The sequence below is a fragment of the Candidatus Pantoea floridensis genome (genome assembly GCF_900215435.1).
In the GTDB taxonomy this organism is placed as follows: Bacteria; Pseudomonadota; Gammaproteobacteria; order Enterobacterales; family Enterobacteriaceae; genus Pantoea; species Pantoea floridensis.
Map to the genome: position 1 here is coordinate 4,020,334 of NZ_OCMY01000001.1, position 20,531 is coordinate 4,040,864.

The 20,531-nt window shown below is 51.3% G+C and carries 18 protein-coding genes; 13 read left to right on the forward strand and 5 right to left on the reverse strand.

Annotation, left to right across the window (positions count from 1 at the left end; translation table 11 throughout):
- Positions 1–260: 260 nt before the first annotated feature.
- The 5 genes from topA to acnA all read left to right on the forward strand — a co-directional run bounded on the left by topA (position 261) and on the right by acnA (position 7,989).
- A complete protein-coding gene (gene topA / locus CRO19_RS18845; RefSeq protein WP_097097208.1) occupies positions 261–2,858 on the forward strand; it encodes a type I DNA topoisomerase in 2,598 nt (865 codons plus the stop codon).
- Positions 2,859–3,050: 192 nt separating this feature from the next.
- Entirely contained in the window at positions 3,051–4,025 is a 975-nt protein-coding gene (cysB, locus tag CRO19_RS18850) for an HTH-type transcriptional regulator CysB (protein WP_007892425.1), read from the forward strand.
- Positions 4,026–4,519: 494 nt separating this feature from the next.
- Entirely contained in the window at positions 4,520–4,678 is a 159-nt protein-coding gene (locus tag CRO19_RS18855) for a YmiA family putative membrane protein (protein WP_097097209.1), read from the forward strand.
- Between the two features lie 3 nt (positions 4,679–4,681).
- Complete coding sequence (locus tag CRO19_RS26565; protein WP_097097210.1) at positions 4,682–4,861, forward strand: YciX family protein; 180 nt, start codon at positions 4,682–4,684, stop codon at positions 4,859–4,861.
- A 446-nt stretch (positions 4,862–5,307) separates the two neighbouring features.
- Complete coding sequence (gene acnA / locus CRO19_RS18865) at positions 5,308–7,989, forward strand: aconitate hydratase AcnA (RefSeq protein WP_097097211.1); 2,682 nt, start codon at positions 5,308–5,310, stop codon at positions 7,987–7,989.
- A 34-nt stretch (positions 7,990–8,023) separates the two neighbouring features.
- Here the strand turns inward: acnA and ribA are convergent, their stop codons facing one another.
- Positions 8,024–8,617 carry a GTP cyclohydrolase II gene (ribA, locus tag CRO19_RS18870; protein ID WP_097097212.1) on the reverse strand — a complete coding sequence of 198 codons (594 nt, stop codon included), beginning with the start codon at positions 8,615–8,617 and terminating at the stop codon, positions 8,024–8,026.
- Between the two features lie 229 nt (positions 8,618–8,846).
- On the opposite strand from ribA, the gene pgpB reads away from it, so the two are divergent.
- The 5 genes from pgpB to yciH all read left to right on the forward strand — a co-directional run bounded on the left by pgpB (position 8,847) and on the right by yciH (position 12,454).
- Positions 8,847–9,611, forward strand: coding sequence for a phosphatidylglycerophosphatase B (gene pgpB, locus CRO19_RS18875; protein WP_097097213.1), 765 nt, complete (start codon positions 8,847–8,849; stop codon positions 9,609–9,611).
- Positions 9,612–9,739: 128 nt separating this feature from the next.
- The gene (locus CRO19_RS18880) at positions 9,740–10,045 is read left to right on the forward strand and encodes a LapA family protein (RefSeq protein ID WP_097097214.1); all 306 of its coding nucleotides are present in this window, start codon (positions 9,740–9,742) and stop codon (positions 10,043–10,045) included.
- 6 nt (positions 10,046–10,051) lie between these two features.
- Positions 10,052–11,221, forward strand: coding sequence for a lipopolysaccharide assembly protein LapB (lapB, locus tag CRO19_RS18885; RefSeq protein ID WP_097097215.1), 1,170 nt, complete (start codon positions 10,052–10,054; stop codon positions 11,219–11,221).
- 202 nt (positions 11,222–11,423) lie between these two features.
- Positions 11,424–12,131, forward strand: a complete 708-nt coding sequence (pyrF, locus tag CRO19_RS18890; protein ID WP_097097216.1) for an orotidine-5'-phosphate decarboxylase — start codon at positions 11,424–11,426, stop codon at positions 12,129–12,131.
- Positions 12,131–12,454 (forward strand): stress response translation initiation inhibitor YciH, encoded by a 324-nt coding sequence (yciH, locus tag CRO19_RS18895; protein WP_097097217.1) that lies wholly within the window; start codon positions 12,131–12,133, stop codon positions 12,452–12,454. Before pyrF ends, yciH begins: the two co-directional genes overlap by 1 nt.
- A 73-nt stretch (positions 12,455–12,527) precedes the next feature.
- On the opposite strand, the gene osmB is transcribed toward yciH, so the two are convergent.
- A complete protein-coding gene (gene osmB, locus CRO19_RS18900) occupies positions 12,528–12,746 on the reverse strand; it encodes an osmotically-inducible lipoprotein OsmB (RefSeq protein WP_097097218.1) in 219 nt (72 codons plus the stop codon).
- A gap of 338 nt (positions 12,747–13,084) precedes the next feature.
- Between osmB and araD the strand changes: the two genes are divergently transcribed.
- The 3 genes from araD (at position 13,085) to CRO19_RS18915 (ending at position 16,010) form a co-directional block, all read left to right on the forward strand.
- On the forward strand, positions 13,085–13,783 hold the full coding sequence (gene araD / locus CRO19_RS18905; protein ID WP_097097219.1) for an L-ribulose-5-phosphate 4-epimerase: 699 nt from the start codon (positions 13,085–13,087) through the stop codon (positions 13,781–13,783).
- Positions 13,784–14,014: 231 nt separating this feature from the next.
- Positions 14,015–14,998: a 2-keto-3-deoxygluconate transporter gene (gene kdgT / locus CRO19_RS18910; RefSeq protein WP_097097220.1), complete on the forward strand. Its 984-nt coding sequence runs from the start codon at positions 14,015–14,017 to the stop codon at positions 14,996–14,998.
- Positions 14,999–15,143: 145 nt separating this feature from the next.
- Positions 15,144–16,010: a crotonase/enoyl-CoA hydratase family protein gene (locus CRO19_RS18915; protein WP_097097221.1), complete on the forward strand. Its 867-nt coding sequence runs from the start codon at positions 15,144–15,146 to the stop codon at positions 16,008–16,010.
- 15 nt (positions 16,011–16,025) lie between these two features.
- Here the strand turns inward: CRO19_RS18915 and pdeR are convergent, their stop codons facing one another.
- From pdeR to CRO19_RS18930, 3 genes are all read right to left on the reverse strand, one after another.
- Positions 16,026–18,011: a cyclic di-GMP phosphodiesterase gene (pdeR, locus tag CRO19_RS18920; protein ID WP_097097222.1), complete on the reverse strand. Its 1,986-nt coding sequence runs from the start codon at positions 18,009–18,011 to the stop codon at positions 16,026–16,028.
- A gap of 155 nt (positions 18,012–18,166) precedes the next feature.
- Positions 18,167–18,463 carry a YbdD/YjiX family protein gene (locus CRO19_RS18925; RefSeq protein WP_097097223.1) on the reverse strand — a complete coding sequence of 99 codons (297 nt, stop codon included), beginning with the start codon at positions 18,461–18,463 and terminating at the stop codon, positions 18,167–18,169.
- On the reverse strand, positions 18,456–20,522 hold the full coding sequence (locus tag CRO19_RS18930) for a carbon starvation CstA family protein (RefSeq protein ID WP_097097224.1): 2,067 nt from the start codon (positions 20,520–20,522) through the stop codon (positions 18,456–18,458). Before CRO19_RS18930 ends, CRO19_RS18925 begins: the two co-directional genes overlap by 8 nt.
- Between the last annotated feature and the right edge of the window lie 9 nt (positions 20,523–20,531).

Below are 20,531 nucleotides of genomic sequence, written 5' to 3' on the forward strand. Positions count from 1 at the left end.
CTAATTAAGTTGCGTAACGGATTTTATCAGGTAGAGTGTGGGCGATTCAGCTTTCAGGGAGATCACACCCGGATGTGTGATACTGTCAGATGGAAAACTCGCTCCTAATCATAAAGTTGCAGAAGTCGACGCAATCTGGCCTGAGATTATCCCTGCTGCCTTGAAATGAGAAATGTTGGCAGCAATATTGAACCCATTGGGTTTTGGGACCTCCAATTCTCTCCCGTTTATCAGGACGTTTCATTTAGGTAAAGGTACATATGGGTAAAGCACTCGTAATCGTTGAGTCCCCGGCAAAGGCCAAAACAATCAATAAATACCTCGGTAATGACTACGTGGTGAAATCCAGCGTCGGTCATATCCGTGATTTGCCGACCAGCGGTTCAACTGCCCGTAAAAGTGCCGACGGGGAAAAGGCGAAAACTGGCAAAAAGGTTAAGAAGGATGAAAAAGCCGCATTGGTCAACCGTATGGGTGTTGATCCCTGGCATGGCTGGGAAGCGGATTATCAAATTCTGCCTGGCAAAGAGAAAGTGGTTGCTGAGCTGAAAAACCTTGCTGCTGATGCCGACCACATCTATCTCGCAACCGACCTTGACCGCGAAGGGGAAGCCATTGCCTGGCACCTGCGGGAAGTGATTGGTGGCGATGACAAGCGTTTCAGCCGCGTGGTGTTTAACGAAATCACCAAGAATGCAATTCGTCAGGCGTTTGAGAAGCCGGGCGAGCTTAATATCGAACGTGTTAATGCCCAGCAGGCTCGCCGTTTCATGGACCGCGTCGTCGGTTACATGGTGTCGCCGCTACTGTGGAAAAAAATAGCCCGCGGTTTGTCAGCCGGCCGCGTACAGTCTGTAGCTGTTCGTCTGGTGGTGGAACGCGAGCACGAGATCAAAGCCTTCGTGCCGGAAGAGTATTGGGAGATCAATGCTGATTTTGCCACGCCGAAAGGTGCCGATCTGGCGATGCAGGTTACGCATCAAAATGATAAGGCGTTCCGCCCGGTCAATCGTGAGCAAACTCACGCTGCGGTCGCTATTCTGCAGAAAGCGCGTTATGAAGTGCTGGATCGTGAAGATAAACCGACCAGCAGCAAACCCTCTGCACCTTTCATTACCTCTACGTTGCAACAGGCAGCCAGCACGCGTCTTGGCTTCGGTGTGAAGAAGACCATGATGATGGCACAGCGTCTGTATGAAGCCGGCCACATTACTTATATGCGTACCGACTCCACCAACCTGAGCCAGGATGCGGTGGCGATGGCGCGTGGCTACGTTGAAAGCAACTTTGGTAAGAAATATCTGCCAGAAGCGCCGAACACCTATGCCAGCAAAGAGAACTCGCAGGAAGCGCATGAAGCGATTCGTCCTTCAGATGTGAATGTCGTGGCAGAACAGCTGAAAGATATGGAAGCTGACGCACAAAAACTGTATCAGCTGATATGGCGTCAGTTTGTTGCCTGCCAGATGGTACCGGCGCAGTACGATTCCACCACGCTGACCGTGGGCGCGGCTGAATTCAAATTGAAAGCGAAAGGGCGCACGCTGCGTTTTGATGGCTGGACGCGCGTGATGCCTGCGCTGCGCAAGAATGATGAAGATCTGACGCTGCCACCGGTTGATGTCGGCGACACGCTGGATTTGAAAGAGCTGATGCCAAGCCAGCACTTTACCAAGCCGCCGGCGCGCTTCAGCGAAGCTTCGCTAGTGCGCGAGCTTGAAAAGCGCGGAATTGGCCGTCCATCGACTTATGCATCAATTATTTCGACCATCCAGGATCGCGGTTACGTTCGCGTAGAGAACCGCCGCTTCTATGCTGAAAAAATGGGTGAGATTGTCACCGATCGTCTGGAAGCGAACTTCCGCGAGTTGATGAACTATGACTTCACCGCGCGCATGGAAAACAGCCTCGATCAGGTTGCCAATAATGAAGCCGAGTGGAAAGCCGTGCTCGACTCTTTCTTCAGTGATTTCAGCCAGCAGTTAGACCATGCTGAAAAAGATCCGGAAGAGGGCGGCATGCAGCCGAACCAGATGGTATTAACGTCGATTGATTGCCCGACGTGCAGCCGTCCTATGGGGATCCGCACTGCCAGCACCGGTGTTTTCCTGGGTTGTTCTGGCTATGCTTTGCCGCCTAAAGAACGCTGTAAGCAGACCATTAACCTGATTCCGGAAAATGAAGTTCTCAACGTGCTGGAAGGCGATGATGCCGAAACCAACGCGCTGCGCGCACGTCGCCGCTGCCAGAAGTGTGGTACGGCGATGGATAGCTACCTGATCGATAATCAGCGTAAACTGCACGTCTGCGGTAACAACCCAGAGTGTGATGGCTACGAAATCGAGCAGGGCGAGTTCCGTATCAAGGGCTATGACGGTCCCGTTGTTGAGTGTGAGAAATGTGGTTCTGAAATGCACCTGAAAATGGGGCGTTTTGGCAAGTACATGGCTTGTACCAATGATGATTGTAAAAATACCCGCAAAATTTTGCGCAACGGTGATGTCGCCCCGCCAAAAGAAGATCCGGTGCCGCTGCCAGAGTTGCCGTGTGAAAAGTCAGATGCTTATTTTGTATTGCGTGATGGCGCAGCTGGCGTGTTCCTTGCTGCCAATACCTTCCCTAAATCGCGTGAAACACGTGCGCCTTTAGTGGAAGAGCTGCAACGCTTTGCCGATCGTCTCCCTGAAAAGCTGAAATATCTGTCGGAAGCGCCCGCCGCCGATCCGGAAGGTAATAAGACGATGGTACGTTTTAGTCGCAAAACAAAGCAGCAATACGTTTCATCAGAAAAAGACGGCAAAGCTACAGGCTGGTCAATGTTCTATATTGACGGCAAGTGGCAGGAAGCTAAGAAGTAATCCTCCAAGGCCAGCGTCAGCTGGCCTTTCTCTTATCCTTATAGCTAATCGTTCTACATTCTTCCCTTAACTGATATAGTAGTTATAGAACTCTTTTCGTTTCGCTGACTCGCTTTCCCTCCCTCTGCTGTCATCAAGGCGGAAACACGCCTGCAGGGAATGCACCTCTGTCGCTACCAGGAAGATATAACTATGAAATTGCAGCAGTTGCGTTACATCGTCGAAGTGGTCAATCACAATCTTAATGTCTCATCGACCGCCGAAGGCTTATACACTTCGCAACCCGGCATCAGCAAGCAGGTACGCATGCTGGAAGATGAGCTCGGCGTGCAGATTTTTGCTCGCAGTGGTAAACATCTGACTCAGGTCACGCCAGCGGGTGAAGAGATTATTCGTATTGCGCGTGAAGTCTTATCGAAGGTGGATGCGATTAAATCTGTCGCCGGTGAACATACCTGGCCAGATAAGGGATCGCTCTATGTCGCGACGACGCACACACAAGCACGCTATGCGCTTCCTGGCGTGATTAAGGGTTTCATTGAACGCTATCCACGCGTCTCGCTGCATATGCACCAAGGCTCGCCGACACAAATTGCTGAAGCGGTTTCCAAGGGGAATGCGGATTTTGCTATTGCCACTGAAGCACTGCATCTGTATGACGATTTGATTATGCTGCCTTGCTATCACTGGAATCGCGCCATCGTTGTGACGCCCGATCATCCGCTTGCGGGCAAATCAAATGTGACGATTGAAGAGTTGGCAGATTTTCCTTTAGTCACTTACACCTTCGGTTTTACCGGGCGTTCAGAGCTGGACACTGCATTCAACCGAGCAGGATTGACGCCACGCATCGTATTTACCGCTACCGATGCGGATGTGATTAAGACCTACGTGCGTTTAGGCTTAGGTGTGGGGGTTATCGCTAGCATGGCAGTAGACCCCATTGCCGATCCGGATTTGGTGCGTATAGAAGCTTCAGAGATCTTTACCAATAGCACGACTAAAATTGGCTTCAGACGCAGCACTTTTCTGCGTAGCTATATGTATGATTTTATTCAACGTTTCGCACCTCATCTTACGCGTGATGTGGTGGATGCTGCGGTAGCACTGCGTTCTAATGAAGATATTGAAGCGATGTTCCGCGATATCAAATTACCTTTCAAATAATTACCTAACTCATTATTTTGCCAAGGTGTCCAGTGGGCACCTTCGGAATCCCATAGCGCTTAGCGCCACGAGTAGATCAAAAAAATTCCATTATTTTTATGTAAATGAAACATGGGTCACATGTTTTTCTATTGTTAGTTATTAAATGCGAATCAGTACACAATTTTTACCTTGCTACTTTGCAGCACGCCAGGAATATTCCCATACTCCAGTTAAGAGTTGATGGAGAAGGGCTTTTTTACTGGGTTAGCGAATTAAACTCAAATTTAAAGTGGATCTAATTTGGTGCTAACTCAAATTTACAATGTAACTATTTAATTAATAGTTATCGTGGCAATTAAATTTATCTCATCAATTTTTTGTGTTTTGATAAATAGCGTTAATCGTTGTGCTCAATAAAAATAACTGGATTTTCGGTCTTAACAAGTTTAGGATTCGTCCTAAATCTTAATCGTTGTCATCAATCGTTTTATTGAGAGTGATTATCAAAAACTATGAACACGAGAATAACTGTACAGCCGGATTTCCGGACTAAAAGCACCAAAGTTGAGCGTTCTGGTAACACTCGTCGCAAGGCTTGGTTGACTGTCTTCGCTGCTTCAGCACTGTTCTGGGTAGTGGTGGCATTAATGATTTGGCGTATGTGGGGTTAAGCCATGTGGGCAAATACTCTCAGTCGTAAACATCCGGTTGCTGCGCGTCAGTCGCAAACGCCAGCATGTAAAGTTAAAGACGTTGTTTCGAAAGAACCGCAAGTCACCATTCCTGCATCGTGGGAACTGAGTGAGAATCAACGTAATTTTATCGAATCATTCATGGATCCGAAGTCCAAATAACGCAGTGTGCATTCCGCTCTTAATAGCGCTAATTAGTCCCTCATTTTGCCGGATTATCCGGTGGGCAAGTTAAAAGCCCGTCCTTTAACACTCAGCATTAAAAAAACGGTGTCATCAGTACAACGCTGACGACGGTGGACTTTTTTTGCCCGGAATCCGGGAGGGAGTGAATCATGAACCTCAATACAACAACCTTATCCTGGTTTGGCGTATATACCTTTTCGTTTGTTTTTTGGGCAGCAGCCTTTTGGGCAATGATGTAATCCCTAACGCAAATTAAAAATGAATTACTTGAAATGCCCTGACAAATGTCGGGGCATTTTTTATTACGTTAAAATGTGTCAATTCGTGTTGTTATCAAAACGTTAACGAAAATGTGGTCTATCTTTAAGCTAAACCTTGCAGTCACTGAGGTTTAAAAAGAGATCTACTTACATGGAGGCGCTATGTCGTTAACGTTACGCGAGCACAGTCAGGACACGCTGAATGTTCGGGCAAAAAAATATCACTATTACAGCCTGCCGAAAGCAGCTCAGCAATTGGGCAACATCGATCGCTTGCCCAAGTCAATGAAAGTCCTGCTTGAAAACCTGTTGCGCTGGCAAGATGGAGAGTCGGTTACGGCCGAAGATATTGAGGCCCTGGTAGCATGGCAAAAAGATGCGCATGCCGATCGTGAGATTGCTTATCGGCCAGCCCGTGTTCTAATGCAAGACTTCACCGGCGTTCCCGCCGTGGTGGATTTAGCCGCTATGCGTGAGGCGGTAAAACGTCTTGGCGGTGATGTCGCCAAAGTGAATCCGCTTTCGCCAGTTGATTTGGTCATTGACCACTCCGTTACCGTCGACCATTTCGGTGATAACAAAGCCTTCGACGAAAATGTACGTTTAGAAATGGAACGCAACCATGAACGCTATGTTTTCCTGCGCTGGGGCCAGAAAGCCTTTAACCGCTTTCGCGTTGTACCACCGGGCACCGGCATTTGTCATCAGGTGAACCTGGAGTATCTCGGCAAATCTGTGTGGCATGAAACGCAAAATGGGCAAGAGGTTGCTTACCCCGATACGCTGGTTGGAACCGATTCGCACACAACGATGATCAATGCGCTGGGCGTATTGGGTTGGGGGGTGGGTGGCATCGAGGCCGAAGCGGCGATGCTGGGCCAACCGGTCTCTATGCTCATTCCTGATGTGGTCGGTTTTAAACTCACCGGCAAATTGCGTCCCGGTATTACCGCGACCGATCTGGTGCTAACCGTCACTCAAATGCTACGTAAGCATGGCGTAGTCGGTAAATTCGTTGAGTTTTACGGCGATGGCTTAGCAGATCTGCCGCTTGCTGACCGCGCCACTATAGCCAACATGGCGCCCGAATATGGCGCGACCTGTGGCTTCTTCCCCGTTGATGAAGTGACGCTTAGTTACATGACGCTCACCGGTCGTGACCAGGAGCAGGTAGAGTTGGTTGAAGCCTATGCTAAACAGCAGGGAATGTGGCGTAACGCTGGGGACGAGCCTGTGTTTACCAGTTCCATAGCGCTGGATATGGGCGAAGTCGAATCCAGCCTGGCTGGACCAAAACGTCCACAGGATCGTGTATCGCTTGGTGATGTTCCTGATGCTTTTGCTGCCAGTAATGAACTTGAAATCAATCAGGCGCAAAAGCCGCATAAGACCGTAAGCTATCGCGACAGTGAAACCGGTAAAAGTTATCAGTTAGATGATGGCGCCGTGGTGATTTCTGCGATTACGTCCTGTACGAATACTTCTAACCCAAGCGTGTTGATGGCTGCGGGGTTGCTAGCGAAGAATGCAGTTGAGCGCGGACTGATGCGTAAACCCTGGGTTAAAGCTTCGCTGGCGCCTGGTTCGAAGGTGGTTTCTGATTATCTGGACGTCGCGCAATTAACGCCTTACCTGAACGATCTGGGCTTCAATCTGGTCGGCTATGGCTGTACCACCTGTATCGGTAACTCAGGCCCATTGCCTGATGCTATAGAAAGCGCCATCAAAGAGGGTGATCTTACGGTTGCTGCCGTGCTCTCTGGTAACCGTAATTTTGAAGGTCGTATTCATCCCTTGATTAAAACTAACTGGCTGGCATCACCGCCGCTGGTGGTGGCGTATGCATTAGCGGGCAATATGAAGCTCAACCTGCAATCCGATCCGCTTGGAAAAGATAGGCAGGGCAATGATGTATTCCTAAAAGATATCTGGCCATCGCCTGAAGAAATTGCAGCGGCGGTGCAAAAAGTGACCAGCGATATGTTCCACAAGGAGTACGCTGAGGTCTTTAACGGCACGCCTGAATGGCAACAGATCAAGGTCAGCGAAGCGGCAACCTATGATTGGGACGGTGACTCCACCTATATTCGTTTATCACCCTTCTTTGATGATATGGAGAAAACACCGCAGCCAGTACAAGATATCAAGGGCGCACGCATTCTGGCGATGCTCGGTGACTCCGTAACAACTGACCACATTTCGCCTGCGGGCAGCATCAAAGCGGAAAGTCCTGCCGGACGCTATTTACTCTCGCACGGCGTTGAACGCACCGATTTCAACTCATACGGCTCGCGTCGTGGTAACCATGAAGTGATGATGCGCGGTACATTCGCCAATATCCGCATACGCAATGAGATGGTGCCGGGGGTAGAGGGAGGTTACACCAAACACTTCCCCAGTAACGAGCAGCTAGCGATTTATGACGCGGCGATGAAGTATCAGCAGGAAGGCGTACCGTTAGCGGTGATTGCCGGCAAGGAGTATGGCTCAGGTTCCAGCCGTGACTGGGCTGCAAAGGGCCCACGCTTGCAAGGCGTGCGCGTGGTTATTTCCGAATCGTTCGAACGTATTCACCGTTCCAATTTGATTGGCATGGGCATTTTACCGCTGGAGTTTCCCGCAGGTGTCACTCGCAAAACGTTAGGATTAACCGGTGAAGAGTACATTGATGTAGCGAATCTGGCGCAACTAAAGCCAGGTGGAACCGTGACGGTAACGCTGACACGCGTGGATGGGAGTAAAGAGACGCTGGAAACGCGCTGCCGAATCGATACAGGCAATGAGCTAACCTACTACCAGAACGATGGCATTTTGCACTATGTGATACGCAACATGCTCAATTAAAAAAAAGCCGGGATTTCCCGGCTTTTTTATCTGCTCAAGACTTCGGTAGCAGATGACCCATCTTTTCGGCTTTGGTATCAAGATAGTGGGCATTTTTTGGATTACGCCCCACAACCAGCGGTACACGCTCTACGATGTTGATACCGGCTTCACTCAGGATCTCAACCTTGCGTGGGTTATTCGTTAGCAAGCGCACTTCATTGACGCCCAACAGTTTGAACATATCTGCACACAAGGTGAAATCGCGCTCATCCGCGGCGAAACCGAGTTGATGATTCGCTTCAACCGTATCGTAGCCCTTATCCTGTAAGGCATAAGCACGAATTTTATTCAACAAACCAATGTTGCGGCCTTCCTGGCGATGGTACATCAAGATACCGCGCCCCTCTTCAGCGATAGCCGTTAACGCGGCCTCCAGCTGAAAGCCGCAGTCGCAGCGTAAGCTGAACAGGGCATCGCCGGTCAGGCATTCGGAATGGACGCGTGCCAGTACCGGATTGTGATCGCTAATATCTCCATAAACCAGCGCGACATGGTCGTGCCCGGTTGCCAGTTCTTCAAAACCAACCATAAGGAAATCTCCCCATGGCGTGGGCAGTTTGGCTTCTGCTACCCGTTTAAGCTGCATGTGACTCTCCAGAACCTTCAGAGGATGCGCTATCATCATGATAACGCACGGGCCCAGGTGGCCCGATGAAACTTACGCTATTGTGCCACAACCCGAACTCTCGCCGTTAATCGGTCAGAGTGATTGTAGTGATAAAGCACAATTATCCAAGCCGCAATGGGTATGTTATTCTTTTTTCAGCTAAAGTTATGCATGCCGCGCGTGTTGCAGCAGATCTTAAAGGAAGCGAATGTTAAACATCATCAAGCGGACCACCTTCGGCGCGTTTTTATTATTGCTGATGCCCTTGGGCGTGTGGATATCGGGTTGGCAATGGCAGCCAGGAGAAAGCAGTAACATACTGCGCCTGTTGTTTTGGATGACGGAAACCGTAACCAGCCCATGGGGGATTCTCACCAGCATTATTCTCAGTGCCTGGATGCTGTGGTGTTTACGTTTTCGTCTCAAACCCGCGATTTTGCTTATTCTCATTATGAATGGCGCAATTCTTGCCGGCCAGTACACCAAAACCTCCATTAAAGAGCATGTCCAGGAACCTCGACCTTATGTGATTTGGCTGGAAAAAAGCCATGGCATTAGCGGCGATCAGTTCTATCAGCTGCATCGTACCGAGCGCAGTGAGATGGTTTCCACCTTATTGGCCAATGATACGCAGCTACCTCAATGGTTAAAAAATCATTGGGCCTTTGAAACCGGCTATGCATTTCCTTCCGGGCATACCATGTTTGCAGCCAGCTGGGCGTTATTGGCGATCGGCCTGTTATGGCCACGCAGGCATATTAAGACGGTCGCAGTGTTGTTTATTTGGGCAACAATGGTGATGGGAAGCCGCCTATTACTGGGTATGCACTGGCCGCGTGATATAGTTATGGCAACAATCATTTCCTGGGTACTGGTGACGCTAGCAACCCTGTTGGCCCAACGTTTTTGCGGCCCGCTAACGGTTCCCCCCGCAGAGCAGAAAGAGATTGCGCAGCGCGATGATGGATTGTAATTACGCTATTTGTCCCCATATGATTGATTGCGCTTGCAGAAAAATGCGCTAACTGATGCGGGGATAAGCAGCATCAATGGCGCTTTTTTGGCATACTTCTCTTGGATAACCTCTCGACAGGATGCATTGTGAAATATTTGCTAATTTTTCTCGTGGTTTTGGTCATTTTTATTATCTCCGTTACGCTCGGAGCGCATAACGACCAGGTCATCACTTTTAATTATCTGCTTGCGCAGGGCGAATTTCGTATTTCTACTTTACTCGCCAGTCTGTTTGGCGCCGGGTTCCTGCTTGGCTGGGCGATTTGTGGTCTGTTCTGGCTACGCATACGCGTATCACTGGCCAACGCGCAGCGAAAACTAAAGCGTATTCAGGCGCAAAATGAACAAGCCACTGCTGTGACAACGTCACCTACTGTTAGCCGTCGGGATTAATTTTCGATGCTTGAACTGCTGTTTTTGCTTCTTCCTGTTGCGGCGGCGTATGGCTGGTATATGGGCCGCCGCAGTGCGCATCAGGATAAGCAACAAGAAGCGAATCGCCTGTCACGTGAATATGTGGCGGGGGTTAACTTCTTACTCTCCAATCAACAGGACAAAGCGGTTGATCTCTTTCTCGATATGTTGAAAGAGGACAGCGGCACAGTTGAGGCGCATTTGACGCTGGGCAATCTGTTCCGTTCGCGAGGCGAAGTTGATCGCGCTATTCGTATTCACCAGGCATTGATGGAAAGCGCTTCGCTCAGCTACGAACAGCGTTTGCTGGCGATCCAGCAACTTGGACGTGATTATATGGCAGCGGGGCTTTACGATCGCGCCGAAGACATGTTTGGTCAGCTGGTGGAAGAAACGGATTTTCGCATTGGTGCGCTCCAGCAACTGTTACTGATTCATCAGGCGACCAGCGACTGGCAAAAGGCCATCGAAGTGGCCGAAAAACTGGTTAAACTCGGTAAAGACAAACAAAAAGGTGAAATCGCCCATTTCTATTGCGAGCTGGCATTACAGGCGCTAAGCAGTGATGACCTTGATCGTGCAATGACGCTATTGAAAAAGGGTGAATCAGCCGATCATCAGAGTGCGCGCGTTTCGATCATGATGGGCCGTATTCTAATGGAGCAGGGCGAGTACGCCAAAGCTGCCAGCCGATTGCAGCGCGTGCTGGAGCAGGATAAAGAACTGGTAAGCGAAACCTTGCCTATGCTGGAAACCTGCTATCAGCGACTGAATCAAGCCGAAAACTGGGCCCAATTTTTACAACGCTGCGTTGATGAGAACACGGGCGCAGCGGCAGAACTCTATCTCTCCGACATCCTTGAGCAGCAGCAAGGCCCAGAAGCCGCGCAGTTATACATCAATCGTCAGCTGCAGCGGCATCCGACAATGCGCGTATTCCATCGCCTGATGGATTTCCACTTACATGAAGCTGAAGATGGACGCGCGAAAGAGAGTTTGATGGTCCTGCGTGACATGGTAGGTGAACAGATCCGCACCAAACCGCGCTATCGCTGCCAGAAGTGTGGATTTACGGCGCATGCACTGTACTGGCATTGTCCATCCTGTCGTGCGTGGTCTTCCGTTAAACCCATTCGTGGACTCGACGGCCAATAGCGGCCGTGATGTTCTTTTTATAGCGCGATATAGTTACAACATACAGTAGGGTTTACGCTTTTGCGACTCCTCAACATCGTGCATAGGCTCGTCAATCAGGTTTGTTAGATGCGGTAGCGTGATTGTGGTCACCGTTCTGCGCAGGTAGAATGCTTGCCGTTTGTCCATCGCGCCTGCGGGTGCCTGTCACTGAGGAAACGTTATGCCTGTAACCACTTCACCCATTCTGGTGGCTCTCGACTATCATGATCTCAACAGCGCGCTGCAGTTTGTTGACCGCATTGATCCAAGCCAGTGTCGGCTGAAAGTGGGCAAAGAGATGTTCACGTTATTTGGTCCTGCACTGGTGAAGCTGCTGCAGGAGCGCGGTTTTGAAGTGTTCCTCGACCTCAAATTTCACGATATCCCAAACACGACGGCTCATGCTGTGGCAGCCGCCGCCGATTTAGGCGTGTGGATGGTAAATGTTCATGCAAGCGGTGGCGCGCGCATGATGAATGCGGCGCGTGAAGCGTTAGTACCCTTTGGGAATGATGCACCATTGCTGATTGCCGTCACCGTGTTAACCAGCATGGATGAGAGCGATTTGAAAGGTCTGGGTATTACACTTTCCCCGGCTGAGCAGGCAGAACGCCTGGCGCGTTTAACCCATGATTGCGGTCTGCACGGCGTGGTTTGCTCTGCACAAGAAGCCGCGCACTTTAAGCAGGTAATTGGCAAGGAATTTGCGCTGGTAACGCCTGGCATTCGGCCCGCAGGCAGTGATGCAGGCGATCAGCGACGCATCATGACGCCGCAGCAGGCTAAACTGGCGGGTGTGGATTATATGGTGATTGGTCGTCCGATTACCCAATCCGCCGATCCGGCAGCAACCCTGCAGCAAATCCTGCATAGCTTACAGGAGGCATAATGGCTCAGGACAATCGACTGGTATATTCGACGGATAGCGGTCGCATTACGCACGAAGAAGAGAAAGCGCCGCGACCAAAAGGCGATGGCATTGTACGTATTCAGCGTCAGACTAGCGGTCGCAAAGGAAAGGGCGTTTGCCTGATCAGCGGTATCGATCTTGATGATGCCGCACTTGAAAAGCTCGCCGCTGAATTGAAGAAAAAATGTGGTTGTGGTGGTGCGGTAAAAGAGGGCGTGATCGAAATCCAGGGCGACAAGCGCGATGTGATTAAGACGCTGCTGGAAGCCAAAGGTATGAAAGTAAAACTCGCCGGCGGTTGAAACAGTTCGGGCCACGTTATCGGTGGCCCGTTGATCGGTAGATGCGCTGCGTAGCCTGCGTATTATTGTTTTATTACTTACTCACCTGATGGCCGATGATACCGCCGACGGCCGCGCCGCCAATAGTACCGAGCCCGCTACCGTTGGTTAGCACGGAACCACCAATGGCACCCGCACCCGCACCAATTGCGGTATTGCGATCGCGTTTCGACCAGTTGGAGCAACCGCTCAAGGCAACAACTAAAGTGGTAGCCAGTAAGGCTGCGGTTAAACGTTTCATTGTTGTAGTCATTCACTTCTCCTTGATTGTTAACACAGAGGTAACACTGTAAGTATAGATGTTGTCCTCCAAAATTCTCCTTCGTCACATCCTATGCCGTCGATAATCACCGTAAAATGCGTTGCCCTATTCATCCTGCAACAGCATTCAAACTAGGAGAGATCAGGTCCGCATCAATGCTTAGATAAGTCTAAACTTTGCGCATTGTTTCCGAAGATAGAAAAGTCTTAATTTACACCGCATTTTTGGTGCCTCAGCCACTTTTCGCTGCTTTTATAGCGATTCCTTCCATAACGGTTTCCTGGCCTGCTCCTCACAATTGAGGTATCACAGTTCTCAGGAGAAAAATCATGCTGGAAGCGTTAAAGCAGCAGGTACTGGAAGCGAATCTCGATTTACCACGCTATAACCTGGTGACCTTTACCTGGGGCAATGTCAGTGCCGTGGATCGCGAACGCGGTCTACTTGTGATCAAGCCTTCTGGCGTGAAATACGAGGATATGCGGCGCGACGATATGGTGGTGGTGGAATTAGCCAACGGCAATATTATAGAAGGCAAAATGCGCCCGTCATCTGACACGGCGACGCATCGCGCACTCTATCTGGCGTGGCCGGACGTTGGCGGTATTGTTCACACGCACTCGCGCCACGCGACTATCTGGGCTCAGGCTGGGCGTGAGATCATTGCATTGGGTACCACGCATGCGGATGATTTCTACGGCACCATCCCTTGCACGCGTCAGATGAAGCGTGAAGAAATAGAGCGAGATTATGAGTGGAATACCGGGCAGGTGATTATTGAAACCTTCGCACAACGAGGGATTCATCCCAATGCCGTTCCGGCTGCGTTGGTCAATTCACACGGTCCTTTTGCCTGGGGTAAAGATGCGCACGCTGCGGTGCATAGCGCCGTGGTGTTGGAGGAAGTTGCCTATATGGCGTTGCACACTGCCAGGCTTCAAGCTGAGTTAACGCCCATTTCTCAAACATTGCTCGATCTACACTACCTGCGCAAACATGGTCAAAACGCATGGTATGGACAGAATTAAGGGTATGCAAAATGAGACAGGCGCCTGAGGGCGCCTTTCTTTTTCCCGCCATTTCAACTGGTATGGCGATGCACATCATAAATTCAAAATGATCAACCAATAAAAATAAAACACTGTTTCATAAATAAAGGTGCGATCACTTTTTTCCTTGTCACCCGCCGTTATCTTGCTCCCCATGCCTTCCGGCAATTGAAACGCACCTCCCTTTGGCTCAGTTAAGGTGACAGACCTATGCATATTAAACGGGCAATCGATAAAATTCCTGGCGGTATGATGTTGATTCCGCTGTTTTTAGGCGCGCTATGCCATACTTTTTCCCCCGGCGCGGGTAAATATTTCGGTTCTTTTACTAATGGCTTGATGAGCGGTACGGTACCGATCCTGGCGGTGTGGTTCTTCTGCATGGGGGCGTCAATCAAACTGAGCGCCACCGGCACGGTGTTGCGTAAATCCGGTACGCTAGTCCTCACTAAAATTGCCGTCGCCTGGGTTGTCGCGGCGATTGCCTCACGCGTGATGCCGGAAAATGGTATTGAAGTGGGGATGTTTGCTGGTCTTTCTACGCTAGCCCTGGTAGCCGCCATGGATATGACCAACGGCGGCTTATATGCCTCAATCATGCAGCAATATGGATCTAAAGAGGAGGCGGGAGCCTTTGTGTTGATGTCGCTGGAATCGGGACCGCTGATGACCATGGTGATCCTCGGTACCGCAGGCATCGCTTCATTTGAACCCCACGTTTTTGTTGGCGCAGTACTGCCGTTTATTGTCGGATTTGCGCTTGGCAATCTCGATCCGGAACTGCGCGATTTCTTTGGTAAAGCGGTTCACACCTTGATTCCCTTCTTCGCTTTCGCGCTGGGTAATACCATCGATTTAGCGGTGATTGCACAAACGGGGATGTTGGGCATTTTGCTGGGTGTTGCGGTCATCATTATTACCGGCATTCCTCTGATTATTGCCGACCGCTTCATCGGTGGCGGCGACGGCACGGCGGGAATCGCGGCTTCCAGCACTGCCGGAGCCGCGGTCGCCACGCCGGTCCTGATTGCAGAAATGCTGCCGCAGTTTAAACCGGTTGCTCCTGCTGCCACGGCATTAGTCGCCACGTCGGTGATAGTGACGTCTGTAATCGTGCCTATCATCACCGCTGTTTATTCAAGACGCGTTAAGCGTTCTCATGTTGCCGTAGGGCAACGCGCTGCCATCAAGTAAGCCCGCTAATGCTTCCCCGGCCGGTGGTCGGGGATATCTCTGGATTTTGCTTTATAAATCAATCTCTCATTTGGTCTGGCCTCACTCTGGATTACGCTGATGTGGCGTTTAACGCACCACATAAACATAAACAGAGGATGAGACAATGACAGTAATTAACCAACCCACATGCAGACTGTTCACCGAAGTTGGACAAACCACACAGCTAGCGGCCTACTATGAAGAGGGCCGCCACACCATGTGGATGATGCTGCGTGCGCAACCACGCCCGAGTTTTAACCACGAATTAATCGAGGAGATCATGAACCTGAGCTATTCCGCCCAGCGTTCCGGTCTGCCAATTGATTTTTGGGTCACGGGTTCGTTAGTACCGCAGATGTTTAACGCCGGCGGCGATCTGCGTTTCTTCGTAGAGTGCATTCGCAATAATCGTCGTGAAGCGCTGCGCGCTTATGCACGTGCCTGTGTCGACTGCATCCATTCCGCAGCGCGGGGGTTTGATACCGGAGCGGTGACCCTGGCAATGATTGAAGGCAGTGCGCTCGGTGGCGGTTTTGAAGCGGCGCTGGCACACCACTTCATTCTGGCGCAGAACAGTGCGCGCATGGGGTTCCCCGAGATCGCCTTCAACCTGTTCCCCGGCATGGGCGGTTACTCCCTGGTGGCGCGTCGGTCTGGCATGAAGCTGGCCGAAGAGCTGATTATGGAAGGGGAGTCACACAGCGCAGAGTGGTATGAGACGCGTGGCCTGGTCGATAAAGTGTTCCAGCCGGGCGATGGTTATCGCACTACGCGGACCTTTATCGACACGCTACGTCCAAAGTTGAATGGCGTACGTGCCATGCTCAAAGCTCGTCAACGTGTGCTGCAGCTGTCACGGGCAGAACTGATGGATATAACGGAGGATTGGGTAGATTATGCCTTCACGCTGGAACCGAAAGACATTGCCTATATGGAACGTCTGGTACAACTGCAGAACCGGCATAGCGCTTCCATGCGCAAAGCCGGTTAATCTCGCTAACCGGCATTAGACGCGGGCAGGATGCTTAGCCAGCCAATGCCCGAGCTCTTCTGCGGGCATTGGTTTTGCATAATAATAACCTTGCCGCCCATCGACACCGTTGGCCATCACAAACTTCTCTTCAGCTTCGGTTTCAATGCCCTCAGCAATCACCTGCAGCTTAAGGGCTTTAGCAACGGCAACAATCGCACGGACCAGCGATTGTGCAACAGGTTGCATATTGATATTACGCACAAAACTCTGATCCAGCTTAATGGCATCAATAGGGATACGTGCCAGCTGGGAAAGAGAAGAGTAGCCGGTACCAAAATCGTCAAGATGAATCTCTGCGCCAAGTTCCTGAAACTGCTTCATCAACATCAGGGCGCCTGCTTCATTCTCAATTAAACAGCTTTCCGTCAGTTCGATATCAATCGGACAATCCGTCAGGCCCGCTTCACTTAAGGCATGTTTTAGATCGGTATAAACACTTTGATCGATCAGCTGCTTAGCTGAAACATTCACGGCGACACGCAGGTAGATGCCTTCACTACGCCACTTAATGATTTGCTGCAGAACATTGAGCATGACCCAGCGACCCAGCGGCACAATCAATCCTGACTCCTCCGCATAGGAAATGAAGTCGCCCGGCGGCACCAAACCGCGCTCGGGAGAATTCCAGCGTACCAGCGCCTCTGCGCTAACCACGTCGCCTTTAGCATTGAGTTTCGGTTGGTAATGCACCACCAGATGATCCAGCTCCAGCGCTTTACGCAGGTTGGTATCCAGCCAAAGATACTCGAACACGCGCTGGTTCATCTCATTGGCGAACACGCAGAATTTACCGCGACCATTCTCTTTCGCGTGGTACATCGCCGTGTCGGCGTTACGAATCAGGCTTTCGCGGTCTTCGCCATGCAGCGGGGCGAGGGCGATGCCAATCGAGCAGCCGCTATAGACCTCAATCAGGCCAATGCGGAACGGTTGGCGCAGGCGCTCAAGAATGCGCGACGCCATCGCTTCTAGCGCGGCCTGGCTGGTGTGTTCCGCCAGCACCACGAATTCATCGCCACCAAGACGCGCCAGGGTTTGATCTTTACCCAGACAGCTGAGGATGGCTAACGATACCGCCTGCAGCAGCTGGTCGCCGAACATGTGGCCATAGGCGTCGTTAACCTTCTTAAAATTATCTAAATCAAGATAAACCACGCCGGTTTGACTGCCCTTTGCCAGCTCCAGTGCCAGGCTGATCTGCTGATGGATGGCGTTGCGATTAGGTAATCCGGTCACCGTATCGGTATTGGCCAGAACACGCAGCCGTTCCTGCGCTCGACGCTCTTCTGTGATGTCGGTTCCAGAACAGATGAGGAAAATTTCATTTTTCCCGCTACCGCTGTGTACGAACTTATTACGAAACAGAAACAGTCGCTGACCTTTGCGGGTTTTAATCCAGCGCTCAACTTCATATGAACTGCCTTCACGGAAGAAGCCGGTGATGTTGCGCCGTGATGCCTGGGCTTCCTGTTTAGTCATAAACAGCTGAAACACGTTGCGGCCAATCACTTCCTGCTCTTTCAGCCCGGTATACTCTTCGCTCAAGCGGTTAAATCGTTGAATATTACCGCGTTGATCGAGGATCACAATCACCGAGTTTGCTTCAGAAACCACCTGCTCGGCAAAAGATAAGCCCAGCGTCAAATCTCGCGCGACGGCGGAGGTATCGCCCCAGGCTGAGGAGGTTCCTGCCCAGGTTGATTGGTTAACTTTACGGCCGACGAAATGCATCGGCACCGGCTCGCCGTGCAGCGAGAGCGTAAGGTTGATACTGGAGGTAATGACCGTCATCGCGCGAAGTAAACTGGCCTGCGCGGGGGTAAGCGGAACCGCCATATTGGTGTTAGCGTTCTCATCTTCGGCAAAATGCAAAGCATCACTATCTGAAGTTAAACGCCAATGAGGGCTGGTGGTGCCAAACAAGGTATATAGCAACGTTTGCCCTTGTTCATCGGTCATGGAAACTTCCTCCGGGGGAATGCTCAGCGGGCGGTATCTCATTATTTTAGCAACAGTATTCAACCTCCTGCGTCAGCACAAGGTGCAAATTAAATATATTTTTGTTTTTACTAAAGAATGGCACGAAAAAGCCCCGATAAACGGGGCTGAAGTCTTTAGCAAGGGCACTTACCCAGCTTGCCTGGCTGGCTGGGAAAGCGCGCATCGAGGCAGTGACGGTGAAAAGCGCGCTCATCCATTGGAGCGTGCGTTGGATGATGTTCGCGCATATGCTTCAGATAAGTTTCATAGTCATGAACGCCGACCATTAAGCGAAAACTTTGCTGCAAACCCCGCCAGAGTCGCTGCCAGCGCGTAAGATTTTGCCCACCCGCTGCAGGTGTGATTGGTAAGCAGTGCTGAATTTGCCACGCACCGGTGGGCTTTCTCCACTGAAAAATGGACTCAGACATTTCGTACCTCTTTGCGCAGGGAGATTTCGGATTCATGGGTAGTCGGCACTGTGCTGTTGAGTGCGCGACGGATCACGAAGAAGGCTGCCACTAGCATGGTGACCGCCACCAGCATGAAGAAGGCGCACAGGGCCGCGTTAATTTGATTGCTAAACACGATGGTTTGCATATCGGCAACGGTCTTGGCCGGAGCGATAACGATGCCGTCATCGATACCTTTGCTGAATTTGTTCGCCTGCGCGAGGAAACCAATGGAGGGCTTCTCGTGGAAGATCTTCTGCCATCCGGCCGTCATTGAGGTGATGAACAGCCAGGCGGTAGGTAAAATAGTGACCCAGGCGTAGCGCTGCTTCTTCATCTTGAACAAGACAACGGTGCCGAGAATCAGCGCCATCGACGCCAGCATCTGGTTACCGATGCCAAACAGTGGCCACAGCGTGTTAATCCCGCCAAGTGGATCGACCACGCCCTGATAAACGAAGAAGCCCCATCCTGCTACCGCCACGGTGGTGCCGGCCATATTACCCAGCCATGAACGGTTATTGGCCATCGACGGTACCACGGTGCCCACCAGGTCCTGCACCATAAAGCGACAGGCGCGGGTACCGGCATCAACCGCAGTAAGAATAAACAGTGCCTCAAAGAGAATCGCGAAGTGATACCAGAACGCCATCATGGCCCGGCTGTTAAACACCTCGGTAATAATATGCGCCATACCTACGGCAAAGGTCGGCGCACCACCGGCACGTGACAGAATCGTGCTTTCGCCGACGTCGCGGGCAATGCCGCTCAACATTTCCGGCGTCACGACAAAGCCCCAGCCGTTGATGGCCTGCGAGGCACTTTCCACCGTAGTCCCAATCAGTGCGGCAGGAGAGTTCATGGCAAAGTAAACGCCCGGGTCGAGCACCGAAGCGCAAATCAGCGCCATAATCGCCACGAACGATTCCATCAACATCGCGCCATAGCCGATAAAGCGAATATGACTTTCGCGCTCCACCAACTTCGGTGTGGTTCCGCTCGAGACCAATGCGTGGAAGCCGGAAATCGCACCACAGGCAATAGTAATAAACAGGAACGGGAACAGCGCGCCGGAGAATACCGGGCCGCTGCCATCGATAAATTTGGTGACGGCGGGCATCTTCATTTCCGGCATAGCAAACAGAATGCCAATCGCCAGACCAATGATGACGCCGATTTTCAGGAAAGTTGAGAGATAATCGCGTGGTGCCAGCAGCAGCCACACCGGCAGCGAAGAGGCAATAAAACCGTAGATCACCAGCACCCACGTCAACTCAGTGCCTTTGAGCGTAAAGAGCGGCCCCCAATAAGGATCGGCTGCCACGTTGCCGCCGTAGATGATCGCCGCCATCATCAGTACGAAGCCAATAATCGACACCTCGGCAATTTTTCCCGGCCGCAGGAAGCGCATATACACGCCCATAAACAGCGCAATCGGAATGGTGGCTGCGATGGTAAACAAGCCCCACGGACTGTTTGCTAACGCTTTTACCACCACCAGCGCCAGCGCTGAGAGGATGATAATCATCACGCCCAACGCACCGAGCATGGTAACCACGCCCGCGAACGAACCGAGCTCCTGACGTGCCATCTCACCGAGCGAACGGCCATCACGACGCGTAGAGATGAACAGAATCAGAAAGTCCTGCACCGCACCGGCAAACATTACGCCAACCAGAATCCAGATGGTGCCGGGCAGAAAACCCATTTGCGCCGCGAGAATTGGGCCAACCAGCGGACCTGCACCAGCAATCGCCGCAAAGTGGTGGCCGAACAGCACCCATTTATTAGTGGGGACGTAATCGAGGCCGTCACTTAAGCGTTCCGCGGGTGTGCGACGACGATCGTCCAGTTCAAAGATGCGTTTAGAGATAAACAGGCTGTAAAAGCGGTAGGCAATGCTGTAGCAGGCGACCGAGGCAATCACTAGCCAGACGGCGTTGACGTGTTCGCCGCGACTGAGCGCCAGCATGGCAAATGCGCCTGCGCCAATTAACGCCACCACTAACCAGATGACTCCGGTTTTGACGTTGTTCATGAGTTAACT

What these genes read in the sequence shown, in the direction of transcription:
- pgpB (WP_097097213.1), top strand. Translation starts at nt 8,847, where the DNA reads ATGTTAAACATCATCAAGCGGACCACCTTCGGCGCGTTTTTATTATTG.
- ribA (WP_097097212.1), bottom strand. Translation starts at nt 8,617, where the DNA reads ATGCAGCTTAAACGGGTAGCAGAAGCCAAACTGCCCACGCCATGGGGA.
- araD (WP_097097219.1), top strand. Translation starts at nt 13,085, where the DNA reads ATGCTGGAAGCGTTAAAGCAGCAGGTACTGGAAGCGAATCTCGATTTA.
- CRO19_RS18930 (WP_097097224.1), bottom strand. Translation starts at nt 20,522, where the DNA reads ATGAACAACGTCAAAACCGGAGTCATCTGGTTAGTGGTGGCGTTAATT.
- pyrF (WP_097097216.1), top strand. Translation starts at nt 11,424, where the DNA reads ATGCCTGTAACCACTTCACCCATTCTGGTGGCTCTCGACTATCATGAT.
- kdgT (WP_097097220.1), top strand. Translation starts at nt 14,015, where the DNA reads ATGCATATTAAACGGGCAATCGATAAAATTCCTGGCGGTATGATGTTG.
- cysB (WP_007892425.1), top strand. Translation starts at nt 3,051, where the DNA reads ATGAAATTGCAGCAGTTGCGTTACATCGTCGAAGTGGTCAATCACAAT.
- topA (WP_097097208.1), top strand. Translation starts at nt 261, where the DNA reads ATGGGTAAAGCACTCGTAATCGTTGAGTCCCCGGCAAAGGCCAAAACA.
- pdeR (WP_097097222.1), bottom strand. Translation starts at nt 18,011, where the DNA reads ATGACCGATGAACAAGGGCAAACGTTGCTATATACCTTGTTTGGCACC.
- CRO19_RS18925 (WP_097097223.1), bottom strand. Translation starts at nt 18,463, where the DNA reads ATGTCTGAGTCCATTTTTCAGTGGAGAAAGCCCACCGGTGCGTGGCAA.
- osmB (WP_097097218.1), bottom strand. Translation starts at nt 12,746, where the DNA reads ATGACTACAACAATGAAACGTTTAACCGCAGCCTTACTGGCTACCACT.
- yciH (WP_097097217.1), top strand. Translation starts at nt 12,131, where the DNA reads ATGGCTCAGGACAATCGACTGGTATATTCGACGGATAGCGGTCGCATT.
- CRO19_RS26565 (WP_097097210.1), top strand. Translation starts at nt 4,682, where the DNA reads ATGTGGGCAAATACTCTCAGTCGTAAACATCCGGTTGCTGCGCGTCAG.
- acnA (WP_097097211.1), top strand. Translation starts at nt 5,308, where the DNA reads ATGTCGTTAACGTTACGCGAGCACAGTCAGGACACGCTGAATGTTCGG.
- lapB (WP_097097215.1), top strand. Translation starts at nt 10,052, where the DNA reads ATGCTTGAACTGCTGTTTTTGCTTCTTCCTGTTGCGGCGGCGTATGGC.
- CRO19_RS18915 (WP_097097221.1), top strand. Translation starts at nt 15,144, where the DNA reads ATGACAGTAATTAACCAACCCACATGCAGACTGTTCACCGAAGTTGGA.
- CRO19_RS18855 (WP_097097209.1), top strand. Translation starts at nt 4,520, where the DNA reads ATGAACACGAGAATAACTGTACAGCCGGATTTCCGGACTAAAAGCACC.